Below are 13938 nucleotides of genomic sequence, written 5' to 3'. Positions count from 1 at the left end.
TGCTGCATGGTTGGATGAAGCACTGCTGTCCAATCCTCGGGAGCCGTCATGCTCGACCTCCAGCGTCTGCGCGCCCTGCACGCCGTGTCCGTGCACGGGACGGTCGGGGCGGCCGCCGCCGCGCTCGGTTTCACGCCGTCCGCCGTGTCGCAGCAGATCGCCAAGCTGGAGCGGGAGACCAGGACGGTGCTCCTGGAGCGGGAGGGGCGCGGGGTGCGGCTCACCGACGAGGCCTGGCAACTGGTCGACGCCGCAAGCGAGTTGCTGGCCATCGTGGAGCGGGCGGAGACCCGGCTGGAGGAGCGGCGCGGGGTGCCGTCGGGGCGGCTGACCGTCGCCTCGTTCGCGTCGGCGGCGCGCGGTCTGCTGCCGTCCGTCCTGGCCGACCTGGCGGTACGCCACCCCGCCCTCGACACGCGGCTCACCGAGGTCGACCCGCATCTGTCCGTGGACCTGGTGGCCAAGGGGGCGGTCGACCTGGTGGTGGCGCACGACTGGGACATCGCCCCGCTGCCGGCACCGGCCGGGGTGGAGCAGGCGCCGATCGGGGAGGACCTGTGCGACCTCCTGGTGCCCGAGGGACACCGCCTCGCGGGGCGGAGCGCCGTACGGCGGTCGGAGCTGGGCGGGGAGCGGTGGATCTGCCAGCCGCCCGGCCGGGTCTGCCACGACTGGCTGCTGCGGACGCTGCGGGGCGCCGGGCACGAGCCGGACATCGTCCACCAGGCGGACGAGAACCCGACACTCGTCGCGCTGGTCGCCGCCGGTCTCGGCGTCGCCCTCATCCCCCGGCTCGGACGCGGTCCTCTGCCCGCCGGGGTGGTGGAGGTGCCGCTCGACCCGATGCCGGTACGGCGGCTGTACGCGCTGTGGCGCACGGGCGCGGCGCGCCGTCCGGCGATCGCGGAAACGGTCCGCACGCTACGGGCCCACTGGCCGGCGGTTGCTGCCCGCACGACCCCGCCCGTCCGGCCTGAGCCCGCACCGGCCGTGCACCCGACGGAGCCGCAGAGAGCAAGCGCCTTCTAAGCGCTTGGCCGCACTCACGGCCTCCCCGCCGGGCATCCTGCGCCGCCTCGGCGACTCGTGCGCGGTCCCTTGACTGGCAGAAACTTCCCGGATATTGGTGACTCCTTGGCAGTTTCCTTCACCAGCCCTCCGGAAGGAGCGCACGTGCACCACAGCAGCACGGCCGGCACGGGAAGCACCGCACAGCCCTCCAGACGTACCGTCCTCACCGCCACGGCGGTCGTCACCGCGGCCCTCGCGGCCGGGGGCGGCACGGCGTACGCCGACGCCCGCAGGCCCGACGACGACAAGCTCCGCGGCCTCATCTCCCGCATGACGCTGGAGGAGAAGGTCGGGCAGCTCTTCGTCATGCGGGTCTACGGCCACTCCGCCACCGACCCCGACCAGGCCGACATCGACGCCAACCTCGACGAGATCGGCGTCCGCACCGCGGCCGAGCTGGTCGCCAAGTACCGGGTCGGCGGCATCATCTACTTCGCCTGGGCCCACAACACCCGCGACCCGCACCAGATCGCCGACCTGTCCAACGGCATCCAGAAGGCCTCCCTGGAGCAGCCGCGCGGTCTGCCGGTGCTCATCTCCACCGACCAGGAGCACGGCATAGTGGCCCGCGTGGGCGAGCCCGCCACCCTCTTCCCGGGCGCGATGGCCGTCGGGGCGGGCGGGTCGCGGTCCGACGCCCGCACCCTCGGCAAGATCGCGGGCGCCGAGCTGAACGCCATGGGCATCCGCCAGGACTACTCCCCGGTGGCCGACGTGAACGTCAACCCGGCCAACCCCGTGATCGGCGTACGCTCGTTCGGCGCCGACCCGGACGCGGTGGCGGGGCTGGTGGCCGCGGAGGTGACGGGGTATCAGCGGTCCGGAGTCGCCGCGTGCGCCAAGCACTTCCCCGGGCACGGCGACACCGCCACCGACAGCCACACGGGTTTCCCGGTCATCACGCACAGCCGCGAGCAGTGGGAGGAGCTGGACGCGCCGCCCTTCCGCGCGGCGATCGAGGCCGGCATCGACGCGATCATGACCGCCCACCTGATGGTCCCCGCGCTCGACGACTCCGGCGACCCGGCCACCCTCTCCCGTCCCATCCTCACCGGCATCCTGCGCGAGGAGCTGGGCTACGACGGGGTCGTGGTCACCGACTCCCTCGGCATGGAGGGCGTACGGACGAAGTACGGCGACGCGCGGGTGCCGGTGCTGGCGCTGAAGGCCGGTGTCGACCAGCTGCTCAACCCGCCCGACCTGCCGCTCGCCTGGAACGCCGTCCTGACGGCCGTACGGGAGGGCGAACTCACCGAGGCGCGGCTCGACGAATCGATCCTGCGCGTGCTGCGGCTGAAGGCCAAGCTGGGGCTGTTCCGGGACGCGTACACCAGCCGCCGGGACGTCGACCGGACCGTCGGCACCCGGGGACACCTGGCCGCGGCCGACCGGATCGCCGAGCGGACCACCACGCTGCTGGTCAACGAGGGACGCCTGCTGCCGCTTTCACGCCGTGAGCACCGCAGGCTGCTGGTCGTGGGCGCCGATCCGGCCTCGCCGTCGGGCACGACCGGGCCGCCCACCGGCGTCCTCGCGGGCGCGCTCACGGAGCTGGGCTTCACGGCCACCGCCCTGTCCACCGGCACCGCGCCCTCCGCCGCCGTCATCGACCGCGCCGTCGCGGCGGCCGGGGACGCCGACGCGGTGGTCGTCGCCACGTACAACGTGACCGCGGGCAGCAGCCAGCGCACCCTGGTCACGCGCCTGCTGGAGACCGGCAAGCCGGTCGTCGCGGTCGCCGTCCGCAACCCGTACGACGTCGCCCAGCTCCCCGGCGTCCCCGCCTTCCTCGCCGCCTACTCCTGGACCGACGTGGAGGTCAGGGCGGCGGCCCGCGTGATCGCCGGGCGGGCACGGCCGCGCGGGAAGCTGCCGGTGCCGGTGGTGCGGGCGGACGATCCGGACACGGTGCTCCTCCCGCTCGGGCACGGGCTGACCTACCGGTCCTGACTCGCTCCTCGGACTGAAGACCGGGCTGTGCCCGGCCGCTGTGACGGCCGGGCACAGTCACCGTGCCGGACGAGGGGCCTGCGATCAGGCCCTACGGGCGCAGCGCCGGCTCGCGCTCGACGTCCCGCTTGTCCAGCTTGGCGTCGAACCTCGCCAGCGGCCTGGCCGCCGACGGGTTCTCCTGCACCTTGGCGGAGGCGACGCCCGCCCAGTCCAGGATGCGGGCCGTGGCCAGGGCCTTCTGGTCGGACACCAGACCGGCCACGTTGGCACCGTGGTTCATGCCGGGCGCGGTCATGACGTAGGAGTCACGCGCGCCGTGGCCGAGGCGGAAGCGCTCGGCGCCCCACGGGTCGTTCTCGCCGTACACGAACAGCATCTGCCGGGCGTTGTGCCGCACCCACGTGTCGACGTCCCGCATCGCCCACGGCTCGAACTTCATCGGGATCGAGCGGGGCACGAAGTTGCGCGGCGGCTGGTAGCCGTAGCGGATGTACTTCTTCTCGATGTGCGGGAAGTGGATCGTCGGCGCGCCCAGCTGCGTGCCCGCCTGGTAGTAGTACGGCGTGTAGGTCTCCAGGCCCTGGTCCGTGTAGGCGGAGAAGCCGGAGATCGTGTCGACGGAGTCCCAGATCGCCTCGTCGGTGGCGTTCTTGGCGTCGGCCGGGATGTCCGCGCAGTCGGCGAGGGTGCTGTACTGCCAGAAGCCCCAGACGTAGTCGAGGACGACGGCCTCGTAGGCGCGGTCGAGGCTGCCGATGGTGTCGAAGCTGTAGCCGTTCTCGGCCGCGTACGCCGCGTACTTCTTCTCCAGCGGCGCGCGGCGCACCAGCGCCTCGCGCTGCACGCCGTTCAGCTTGTCGCGGCACTCCTCGGTGCCGACGCGGGCGAAGAAGCGGTCGTAGGCCGAGTCCTCCTTGTTCACCACGTCGTTGGGGGCGACGTAGGCGACGACGCCGTCCATGTCACGCGGGTAGAAACGCTCGTAGTAGGTGGCGGTCATGCCGCCCTTGGAGCCTCCGGTGGAGATCCAGTTCTCCGAGTAGACCGGCTTCAGGGCCTCGAAGATGCGGTGCTGGTCGCTGGCGGCCTGCCAGATGTCGAGCTTGGACCAGTCGGCCGGGGCGGGCCGGGACGGCGTGAAGTAGCGGTACTCCATGGAGACCTGGTTGCCGTCCACGATCTGGGTCGGCTCGCGCCGGCTGGGGGTCGTGGAGACGTTGTAGCCGCCGGTGTAGAAGACCGTCGGGCGGTTCACGTCCTTGTGCAGCACGGTGATCCGCTGCTGGAACGTGCCCTTGGACGGGTGCCGGTGGTCCACCGGCTGGGTGTAGTTGAGGACGAAGAAGCGGTAACCGGTGTACGGCTTCTCCTCGATCAGACTCATGCCCGGTATGGACAGCAGCCGGTCCTTGATGTCGACGGCCTTCGGCTCGGCGGCGGTGGCCGCGCCCGCCGTGCTGACGGTGCCTATGAGCACCACGAGCGCCAGCAGCCATCTGAGCGCCTTGCGCATGCACCCTCCCAGTGAAACGGATGTCCGCCGGAAGCTATCGGAGCAACTCCTGCGGCACCAGGGTCAGCAGAGGATCCAGCCGGAGCTGACGGAGCTGCCGGACACCTTGCCGGTCACCGACACGCAGCGCTTGCCGGCGTGCACGGTCACCGGTCCGGCCCGGTAGGCGAACCGGCCCGAGTCCACGACCGCCCGGCCGCCCCGCGCCCGCACGCTCACCGACATCTGCCGCTTCGTGCCCGGCTTCTTGGGGACGGTTACGGCACAGACGTAGCTGCCGCGTTCGTGGATGAGGACGGCCCCGGCGGCGAAGTGGAGCGTGCGCACCTTGCGGCCCGGGCAGCCCGTGGCGGCCTGTGCCTCCTGCGGCGGCGCGACGGCGAGGAGCGCTGCCGCGCTCAGCACGGCCGTGCCGAGCGCCAGCCGACGACGGGTTGCGGCACCGGCCCGGCCCACTGCGGTCCCCCTCCATAGGGCGATCACTGACGACGTACGGATGTACGGACGCACGGCAGGTGTCGAATGGTTGCGCGAATGGCGGGTCAGCGCGTCGCGCCGACCGGCTCCTCCGGTTCGGCCGCGCCGACGAAGGTCCGCCACAGCCGCGCGTACCGCCCGTCCAGGGCCAGCAGTTCGTCGTGCGTGCCGTCCTCGGCGACCCGCCCGCCGTCCATGACGACGACCCGGTCCGCACGTGCGGCCGTGGTCAGCCGGTGCGCGACGACGAGCGTCGTACGGCGTCCCGCGATGCGGTCGGTGGCCTGGTTGACCTGTGCCTCGGTGGCCAGGTCCAGGGCCGCCGTGGCCTCGTCGAGGAGCAGCACGTCCGGGTCGACCAGTTCGGCGCGGGCCAGCGCGATCAACTGCCGCTGCCCGGCGGAGAGATTGCGGCCCCGCTCGGCGACCTCGTGGAGGTAGCCGCCGGTGAGCGTGGCGATCATCTCGTGCGCGCCGACCGCCCGCGCCGCCGCCTCCACCTCGGCGTCGGTGGCGTCCGGGCGGCCGTAGGCGATGGCGTCCCGGACGGTGCCGGGGAAGAGGTACGCCTCCTGCGGGACGACGCCCAGCCGGTGCCGGTAGCAGGTGAGGTCGAGGGTGCGCAGGTCCTGCCCGTCGACGGTGACCCGGCCGTCGGTCGGGTCGTAGAACCGGGCCACCAGCTTCACCAGTGTCGACTTGCCCGCGCCGGTCTCGCCGACGAAGGCGACGGTCTGCCCGGCCGGGATGCGCAGGTCGATGCCGGTGAGGGCCTCCTCCGCCGCGTCCCCGCCGCCGTACTTGAAGTGCACGTCCTCGAAGGCGATCTCACCGCGCAGCGAGGTGACCTCGGACGGCTTCTCGGCGGCCCGGGTCGAGGTCGGCTCCCGCAGCAGTTCCTGGATGCGGCCCAGCGAGACGGACGCCTGCTGGTAGCCGTCGAAGACCTGGGAGAGCTGCTGGACCGGCGCGAAGAACAGGTCGATGTAGAGCAGGTACGCCACCAGCGCGCCGGTCGTCAGCGTCGCGTCGTCGATCCGCCCGCCGCCCACGACCAGCACGGACGCGGCGGCGGCCGACGACAGCAGCTGCACGAACGGGAAGTAGATCGAGATCAGCCACTGTCCGCGGATGCGGGCCTGCCGGTAGCTGTCGCTGCGCTCGGCGAACCGCCGTCCGCCGTCCCGCTCGCGCCGGAACGCCTGCACGATCCTGAGGCCCGCCACCGACTCCTGGAGGTCGGCGTTGACCGTGGACACCCGCTCGCGGGCCAGTTCGTAGGCCTTCACGCTGGCCCTGCGGAAGTAGTACGTGGCGATGATCAGCGGCGGCAGCGTCGCGAAGACGATCAGTGCGAGCTGCACGTCGATCACCAGCAGGGCGACCATGATGCCGAAGAAGGTGACGACCGAGACGAAGGCGGTGACGAGTCCCGTCTGCAGGAACGTCGACAGCGCGTCCACGTCCGTCGTCATCCGGGTCATGATCCGCCCGGTCAGCTCGCGCTCGTAGTAGTCGAGGCCCAGCCGCTGGAGCTGGGCGAAGATCTTCAGGCGGAGCGAGTACAGGATCCGCTCGCCGGTCCGGCCGGTCATGCGGATCTCGCCGGTCTGCGCCGCCCACTGGGCGAGTACGGCGAGCAGCCCGAGCAGCGAGGACGCCCACACCGCGCCGAGGGCGACCCGGGTGACGCCGTCGTCGATGCCGTTGCGGATCAGCACCGGCAGCAGCAGGCCCATGCCCGCGTCCACGGCCACCAGGGCGAGGCTGATCAGCAGCGGCGTGCGGAAGCCGCGCAGCAGACGCCGCAGGCCGTACGAGGACTCGGGCCGCACCGCCCGCGCCTCGTCGATGTCCGGGGTGCCGTTCGCCGGGGGCAGCGCGTCGACCTGGGCGAGCAGCTCCGGGGTGGCCGGGGTGCCGGCGAGCGCGGTGTCCTTGGGCGCGCGGTCGCCGGTCCACAGCCGGGGCGTGACCCCGCGCTCGGCGTCGAACTCGGCGTCCAGCTCGTCGCGTACGGAGGTGTCCTCGGCCGGTTCCGCGGGGCGCGCGTGGCCGGGCGAGACGCCGCCCAGTTCGTCGGGGTCGGTGAGCAGGCGCCGGTAGAGCGCGGAGCGCTCCTGGAGTTCCTCGTGGGTGCCGAGGTCGGCGAGGCGGCCGCGGTCGAGGACGGCGATGCGGTCGGCGAGGCCCAGGGTGGAGCGGCGGTGGGCGATGAGGAGCGTGGTGCGGCCCCGCATGACCTGCTTCAGCGCCTCGTGGATCTCGTGCTCCACGCGGGCGTCCACGGCGGACGTGGCGTCGTCGAGGACCAGCAGCCGCGGGTCGGTGAGGATCGCCCGGGCGAGCGCGACGCGCTGGCGCTGGCCGCCGGAGAGGGTCAGCCCGTGCTCGCCGACGGTCGTGTCGTAGCCCTCGGGCAGCTCCGTGACGAACCCGTGCGCCTGCGCGGCCCGCGCGGCGGCCTCGATCTCCTCGTCGGTGGCGTCCGGGCGGCCGTAGGCGATGTTGGCGCGGACGGTGTCGGAGAAGAGGAAGGAGTCCTCGGGCACCAGGCCGACGGCGGCCCGCAGCGAGTCGAGGGTCAGCTCGCGCACGTCGTGGCCGCCGACGAGGACGGCGCCGCGTGTCACGTCGTAGAAGCGCGGCAGGAGCAGCGAGACGGTGGACTTGCCGGAACCGGAGGACCCGACGACGGCGAGGGTCTCACCGGCGCGGATCTCGAAGGAGAGCCCGTCCAGGACGGGCCGCGCCTCCCCGTCGCCCGTGTCGTAGCCGAAGGCGACGTCGTCGAACTCGACGGTGGCGGGCGCGTCGGCCGGCAGGGTCTTCGTGCCGTCCTCGATGGCCGGCTCGGTGTCGATCAGCTCCAGGACGCGCTCGGTGCCGGCGCGGGCCTGCTGGCCGACGGTGAGCACCATGGCGAGCATGCGGACCGGCCCGACCAGCTGGGCGAGGTAGGTGGAGAAGGCGACGAACGTGCCGAGGGTGATGTGCCCGCGTACTGCCAGCCAGCCGCCGAGGGCGAGCATGGCGACCTGCCCGAGCGCGGGAACCGCCTGGAGGGCCGGGGTGTAGGTGGCGTTCAGCTTGATCGTCCGCAGCCGCCCGGCGAAGAGCCTGCGTCCGACCTCCCTGAGCTTCCCGGTCTCCTGCTCCTCCTGTCCGAAGCCCTTCACCACGCGTACGCCGCTCACCGAGCCGTCGACCACCCCGGCGACGGCGGCGGCCTGCGCCTGCGCGTACCAGGTGGCCGGATGCAGCCGGGTGCGGCTGCGGCGGGCGATGAACCACAGGGCGGGGGCGACGGCCAGCGCGACCAGGGTGAGCGGCAGGGAGAGCCACGCCATGATCACCAGGGAGATCAGGAAGAGCAGGACGTTCCCGATGGTCATCGGGAGCATGAAGAGCAGGCCCTGGATCAGCTGGAGGTCGCTGGTCGCCCGTCCGACCACCTGTCCCGTGGACAGCTCGTCCTGCCGTCTGCCGTCCAGCCGGGTGATCGTCCCGTACATGTCGGTACGAAGGTCGTGCTGGACGTCGAGGGCGAGCCGGCCGCCGTAGTAGCGGCGGATGTAGGTCAGGGCGTAGACGACGACCGCGGCACCGACCAGCAGACCGGCCCAGACGGCCATGTCCCTGGTCTTGGCGCCGATCACGTCGTCGATGATCACCTTGGTGATCAGCGGGACGAAGGCCATGACGGCCATGCCGCCCAGCGAGGCCCCGAGGGCGAGAACGACGTCCTTGGGATACCGCCAGGCGTACCCCGCCAGTCGTCGCACCCAGCCCCGTTGCGCGTCCACGCCGTGCCCTCCGGTCGGTCGTCCTGCTCAGCTGATCTACCGCAAGGCACCAACACGGGCGAGCGGGGATTTCATCCCGCCGCAACATTCGAGGACTGGTCGGGGACTGTTTCAGGCGCGCACGCGGAGCCTGAGGAAGCGGGTGGTCTGTACGTCGTTCTGGTTGTCGTCGCTGACGATCAGGACCTCCAGGCGCCCCCCGGAGCGGCCGGTCACGGCCATCCCCTCGAAGTTGTCGAGGAGCGGGTTGGGCTGGGGCTGCTCGGCGGTGGCGCCGAGGGAGGGGCAGGCGGCGAGGTCGGCGAGGAGCCTCTTGTGGAGCACGGTGTCGCGGCCGGGCCCGTCGGCCAGGTGGAGGCGGACGGTGTTGCCGACACCGGAGGTGAAGCCGCGCTCCAGGACGAGGAGGCGCCCGTCGGGGGTCGCGGTGACCTCGGAGACGCCGAGGCCTGGGTCGGTCCGGTAGGTGTACCGGGCCCCGAGCCGGAAGTCGCCGTGCCGCGTCCGCTGCCACGTCTGGAAACGGACCAGGTCGGCGGGGTCGCCGTCGAGCGGGTACTCCATCGAGGCGAGCAGGGTCCGTCCGCCGGGCAGGAGCGTCAGCCCTTCGAAGCTCCCGTTGGCCCGGGCGCGGCCCTCGGGTGCGGTGCGGAGGTCGTCCGGCACCGGGAGGCGGCCGAGCAGCTCGCCGGTGCGGGAGTAGCGGCGGACGGACGGCTCGGTCTCGGAGGAGACGAGGTAGGTGCCGTCCCGGTCGGCGACCAGCCCCTCGGAGTCGAGCGCGGCGCCGTTCTCGTCGGCGAGCGTGATCACGCCGCGCGGCTCCAGGGTCCGCGCGTCCAGCCGGAAGAGGGACGAGCGGTCGGAGAGGGCGGCGAGCGAGCCGCGCCGGTCGGGAGAGAGCGCGGAGAGGTTGCCGACGTAGGTGCCGTCGTACGTCGTCCTGTCGAGGGCGTCGGAGAAGCCGGTGAGGGAGACGGAGGGCGAGCAGGCGTTCGCCGGGTGCCTTCCCTGCGCGGCGGCCGGTCCGGCGGCGGTCAGGCAGCCGGCCGCCGCGAGGCTCGCGGTGAGGGTGGCGAGGGCGGTACGGAGGGTTCTCGGGCGCATGTCGGCCACCCTAGGGCGGGGAAATGGACGGAAGTTGACCGTTTTCCGAAAGCTGGGATGCGGGGGCGCCGGAATGGCAAGTAATGCTTCATGCCAGAGCAGAAGGAAAGCGGTCAGAGGCTGGCCGGGCGCCTGTACGCGACGCTGCGGGTGCTGAAGTTCATCGCCGATCCCGACGGCAGTCCCAAGCCGACCGTGCGGGACGAGTTCAAGGACAAGGACAGTCCGCGGCAACGGATCCAGGCCCTGAAGCTCGACCTCTTCGAGGACCTGGTGACCGCCGTCCAGAAGGGCCGGCACGCGAAGGCGATGGCCGAGGTGTTCGGGGCGATGCCCGCCATGGTGCCGTTGAAGGAGGGCGATTTGGGACACAACCTCGGCGTGCGGGAACTGGCCGAGTTCAACGCGGGCTACCGGGCCCAGCTCGCGCCCCTCAAGGAGGCGCTGCCCCGACTGCTCGGCTGAACTCCGGAGTTGGTCGGCCCTTCGGGACAGCGGTTCGTCGCCGTCGGGCTTCCTCGCGTCGTTCGTGGGCCAGGACGTTGGGGCGTACCAGGGCGTTGTCCTCGCCGCGCAGGGTGGGCGAGCGTCGTCGTTCGTCCCGGGCATTCTCCGGACGGAGAGGTACGCACGTGCGGTTCTGGGCACGGCCGCTGCCGTTCGGTTTCGCACTGGGCAACGCACTGCCGCTCAGGGAAACGCCGGCTCTGCTCGAGGCAACGGCAAAGGACTACGACCGCCATGACTGATCGGACCATACGCAACTCGTCGGTGCTGGAAGGGTGGCGGAAGTCCTCCCTCAGCATTGCCCAAGGCGGCAGCTGCGTGGAGGTCATGGATGACCACCCTGCGGGCGTACCCGTCCGTGACTCGAAGGTGCCGGGTGGAGCGGTGTCGGTGTTCTCGGTGGGCGGGTGGGCGTCGTTCATCACAGCCTTCAAGGAACCCCCACCTCCTCAAAAGCGTGAACACAACCCGCCTCCCTGTCCTCCGCTCGCTCATCCGAGTGCCCCGATGACAAAACCCCCCCAAGTGCTCACGCTTTTTCGACCATAGGGTCCATGAGCCCCGCCCCCTGGCACGACCGCGACTCTCTCAGCACCGGGCATGTGATCGGCACAGTCCGCACTCTCATGCGGACCGACGGCCTGGACGTGTCCGTGGCCGCCATCGCCCGCGCCTGCGGAACCTCGCGCAACTTCCTCTACGCGAACTGGAAGTCCGTCTCCGTACTGCACCTGCGCGCGCTGACGGTCGAACTCGCGCAGACCTTCGTCGCCGCGGCCGACACCCACCCGAGCGACGGCACCGTCCCGGGCGTCATCGAGCACTTGACACAGGTCGTACGTCTCGTCCGGCGTCACCCGACCACCGCGGCCGTCGCCCGCACCTCGCCTGCGGCCATGGCCAAGGCGCACACCACGACCGAAGGGCCCCTGGTGCGCGCCGCGACGGAGTACGTCAGCGATCTACTGCACCCGCTCGCGCCGCGCGGCGGGATCCACAGCGACCCGGTGCTGTACTCCCGGCCGTGGAAGGTCCTGTGGATCGCCCGTCCCGCGGCCCTGTGCCCCGAGGCCGTCGGCGACCGGGACTGGGAGGACACCCTCGACGGGGGCTTCACCCACCTGCTGCGCGACCTGCTCGCCCCGTGGGCGGCCGCCGCCGAGTGACCCCGCGCGGGATTCACAGCTTGCCCTTGGACTGAGCACAGCCGGTGCCCATGGGGCATGGTCACGGTGGCGTGGTGACATCTGCCACCGCTCCACCGCACGCGGCCAGCGAGCCGCCCGTACCGTCCCCGACAGCCGGCTCGTCCCGATGGTCGCGGCCCGCACTGCCGGCGATCCTCGCCCTGGCGGCCGGGCTGTACTGCTGGAACCTGTCCGGGTCCGGCCTGAACAGCTTCTACAGCGCCGCCGTGCTCAGCGGCACGGAGAGCTGGAAGGCGTGGTTCTTCGGCTCGCTGGACGCGGGGAACTTCCTGACCGTCGACAAGCCGCCCTTCGCCCTCATGGTCATGGGCCTGTCGTGCCGCCTCTTCGGGTACGGGACCTGGCAGATGATGCTGCCGCTGATCGCCGCCGCGCTGGCGACGATCTGGATCCTGCACGCGTCCGTGCGGCGGGTGTGGGGCCACGGTGCGGCGGCGGTCGCCGCGCTGGTGCTGGCGCTGACCCCGATCACGGTCGCCATCAACCGGGACAACAACCCGGACACACTGCTGGTGTTCCTCATGGTGGCCGGGGCGGCGCTCGGCCTGCGCGCCGTGCGCGACGGGCGGCTGTCGCCCCTGCTGGGCTCGGCGGTCTGCTTCGGGCTCGCCTTCGACACGAAGATGCTCCAGGGCTACATCGCACTGCCGGCGGTCTTCCTCGTGTACGTCTGCGCGACGGACCTCGGCTGGGCGAAGCGCGTCCGGAACCTGGCACTCGCCGCTGTCGCCCTGGCCGTCTCCAGCTTCTGGTGGGCGGCGGCGGTGTCCCTGGTACCGGCCTCCGAACGGCCGTACATCGGCGGTTCGACGGACGGTTCGGCGTGGGACCTGATCACGGGCTACAACGGCCTCGGCCGGATCCTCGGCGGCGACGGCAACATGGGCGGGGGCGGAGGTGGCGGCTTCTCCGGCTCGGCGGGCATCGGCCGGCTGTTCAACGACGCCCTCGGGGGCCAGATCTCCTGGCTGCTTCCCTTCGCGGGCGTCGCGCTCGTCGGCGGCCTCGTGCTGTGCGGCAAGGCGCCCCGCGCCGACCTCACGCGCGCCGCACTGGTCCTCTGGGGCGGCTGGACGGCCCTGCACTACCTGACCTTCGCCTTGGCCGAGGGCACCATGCACCCGTACTACACGACCGCGCTGGCGCCCGGCATCGCGGCGCTGTGCGGAGGCGGCGGGGTCATGCTGCTGCGCGCCTTCCGGGCCGACCGGAGGTGGGTGTGGGTGCTGCCCCTCGCCCTCGCTGTCACGGGTCTCTGGGCGATCGTGCTGCTGCGTCGCGCGTCCGGCTGGAACACGTGGCTGTGGCCGGTGATCGCGGTGGTCATGGCGCTGGCGATCGCGGGGCTGCTGGTCTTCCGGTCGGGGCGGCGGGTGCGGCTGCTGGCGGTGTCCGTGGCGGCGGCCGTCGTCGCGGCGGTGGCGGGCCCGGCGGCGTACGCCTGGTCGGTACCGTCCGGCTCGGGCGGCGGCACGGGGGGCGGCACCAACCCGACCGCCGGCCCCTCGACCGGCGGCGGCATGGGCGGCCCGGGTGGCGAAGCCGGTGGTCCGGGTGGCGCCGGCGGCCGGGGCGGGTTCCCTGGCGGGGGGCAGGGCGAGGGGTCCGGCGGCCGGACTCCGAGCGGCCAGGGCGGCGGTCCGGGCGGCGACGCCTTCCCGGGCGGCGGTGAGATGCCGGGCAGCAGCGGAAGCGGCGGGGCCCCCGACGGTTCCGGCTCAGACGACGAGCGGCCGGACGGCACCGGCGGCAGCGGCGGCATGGGCGGCAGCGCGAGCAGCGAACTGGTCGCCTACCTGAAGAAGCACCAGGACGGGGCCAAGTGGCTCCTGGCCGTGTCGAGTTCCCAGAGCGCCGCTCAGCTCATCCTCAGCAGCGGCGAACCGGTCATCTCCATGTGGGGCTGGTCGGGCAGTGACAACGCCATGACCCTCGCCCGGCTCAAGGAGCTGGTGCAGAAAGGCGAGCTGCACTACGTCCAGGTCGGCGGCGGAGGCATGGGCGGCGGCAGGGGCGGGGGCTCCGGGGCCGCTTCCGAGGTGACCCAGTGGGTCCAGGAGCACGGCACGGCCGTCGAGGCGAGCGAGTACGGGGACGGCTCGGAGAGCTCCTCATCCGTCTACCGGCTGGACCCCGCGGACGTGAACTGACCCACGGCACTCCCGCCCCGGTGGCCCCCGCCTCTCACGGCGCCGGGGCCACCGTCACGCAATCGCCACCCGCCGTACACCCCACCTACAACATGTCCATGTCACGCTCGTCGTACCACACAACTCCACACGCGTAGATCGGACAC

The 13938-nt window shown here is 72.2% G+C and carries 10 protein-coding genes; 6 read left to right on the top strand and 4 right to left on the bottom strand.

Going from position 1 to position 13938, the window contains the following annotated elements; all coding sequences use genetic code 11:
- The first annotated feature begins 48 nt into the window (after positions 1-48).
- Positions 49-1029 carry a LysR family transcriptional regulator gene (locus tag ABS735_RS04050; RefSeq protein WP_373900007.1) on the top strand — a complete coding sequence of 327 codons (981 nt, stop codon included), beginning with the start codon at positions 49-51 and terminating at the stop codon, positions 1027-1029.
- 144 nt (positions 1030-1173) lie between these two features.
- Positions 1174-3021: a glycoside hydrolase family 3 protein gene (locus tag ABS735_RS04045; protein WP_373900006.1), complete on the top strand. Its 1848-nt coding sequence runs from the start codon at positions 1174-1176 to the stop codon at positions 3019-3021.
- Between the two features lie 91 nt (positions 3022-3112).
- Here ABS735_RS04045 and ABS735_RS04040 read toward each other — a convergent pair whose 3' ends face one another.
- The 4 genes from ABS735_RS04040 to ABS735_RS04025 form a co-directional block, all read right to left on the bottom strand.
- Positions 3113-4537 (bottom strand): S28 family serine protease, encoded by a 1425-nt coding sequence (locus tag ABS735_RS04040; RefSeq protein WP_373900005.1) that lies wholly within the window; start codon positions 4535-4537, stop codon positions 3113-3115.
- A gap of 63 nt (positions 4538-4600) precedes the next feature.
- On the bottom strand, positions 4601-4993 hold the full coding sequence (locus ABS735_RS04035; RefSeq protein ID WP_373900004.1) for a hypothetical protein: 393 nt from the start codon (positions 4991-4993) through the stop codon (positions 4601-4603).
- 86 nt (positions 4994-5079) lie between these two features.
- Positions 5080-8820, bottom strand: coding sequence for an ABC transporter ATP-binding protein (locus tag ABS735_RS04030; protein ID WP_373900003.1), 3741 nt, complete (start codon positions 8818-8820; stop codon positions 5080-5082).
- A gap of 111 nt (positions 8821-8931) precedes the next feature.
- Positions 8932-9927 carry an esterase-like activity of phytase family protein gene (locus tag ABS735_RS04025; protein ID WP_373900002.1) on the bottom strand — a complete coding sequence of 332 codons (996 nt, stop codon included), beginning with the start codon at positions 9925-9927 and terminating at the stop codon, positions 8932-8934.
- Between the two features lie 90 nt (positions 9928-10017).
- Between ABS735_RS04025 and ABS735_RS04020 the strand changes: the two genes are divergently transcribed.
- From ABS735_RS04020 to ABS735_RS04005, 4 genes are all read left to right on the top strand, one after another.
- A complete protein-coding gene (locus ABS735_RS04020; RefSeq protein WP_373900001.1) occupies positions 10018-10392 on the top strand; it encodes a hypothetical protein in 375 nt (124 codons plus the stop codon).
- 276 nt (positions 10393-10668) lie between these two features.
- Positions 10669-10983: a DUF397 domain-containing protein gene (locus ABS735_RS04015; protein WP_373900000.1), complete on the top strand. Its 315-nt coding sequence runs from the start codon at positions 10669-10671 to the stop codon at positions 10981-10983.
- Positions 10984-10988: 5 nt separating this feature from the next.
- A complete protein-coding gene (locus tag ABS735_RS04010) occupies positions 10989-11600 on the top strand; it encodes a hypothetical protein (RefSeq protein ID WP_373899999.1) in 612 nt (203 codons plus the stop codon).
- A gap of 74 nt (positions 11601-11674) precedes the next feature.
- Positions 11675-13792, top strand: coding sequence for an ArnT family glycosyltransferase (locus ABS735_RS04005; protein WP_373899998.1), 2118 nt, complete (start codon positions 11675-11677; stop codon positions 13790-13792).
- The last annotated feature ends 146 nt before the right edge of the window (positions 13793-13938 follow it).

The sequence above is a fragment of the Streptomyces sp. MMCC 100 genome, assembly GCF_041538145.2.
Classification (GTDB): domain Bacteria; phylum Actinomycetota; class Actinomycetes; order Streptomycetales; family Streptomycetaceae; genus Streptomyces.
Note: the sequence above shows the minus strand (reverse complement) of the source record. Positions and strands in the feature narration are given on the sequence as shown.

What these genes read in the sequence shown, in the direction of transcription:
- ABS735_RS04050 (WP_373900007.1), top strand. Translation starts at nt 49, where the DNA reads ATGCTCGACCTCCAGCGTCTGCGCGCCCTGCACGCCGTGTCCGTGCAC.
- ABS735_RS04040 (WP_373900005.1), bottom strand. Translation starts at nt 4,537, where the DNA reads ATGCGCAAGGCGCTCAGATGGCTGCTGGCGCTCGTGGTGCTCATAGGC.
- ABS735_RS04025 (WP_373900002.1), bottom strand. Translation starts at nt 9,927, where the DNA reads ATGCGCCCGAGAACCCTCCGTACCGCCCTCGCCACCCTCACCGCGAGC.
- ABS735_RS04020 (WP_373900001.1), top strand. Translation starts at nt 10,018, where the DNA reads ATGCCAGAGCAGAAGGAAAGCGGTCAGAGGCTGGCCGGGCGCCTGTAC.
- ABS735_RS04015 (WP_373900000.1), top strand. Translation starts at nt 10,669, where the DNA reads ATGACTGATCGGACCATACGCAACTCGTCGGTGCTGGAAGGGTGGCGG.
- ABS735_RS04010 (WP_373899999.1), top strand. Translation starts at nt 10,989, where the DNA reads ATGAGCCCCGCCCCCTGGCACGACCGCGACTCTCTCAGCACCGGGCAT.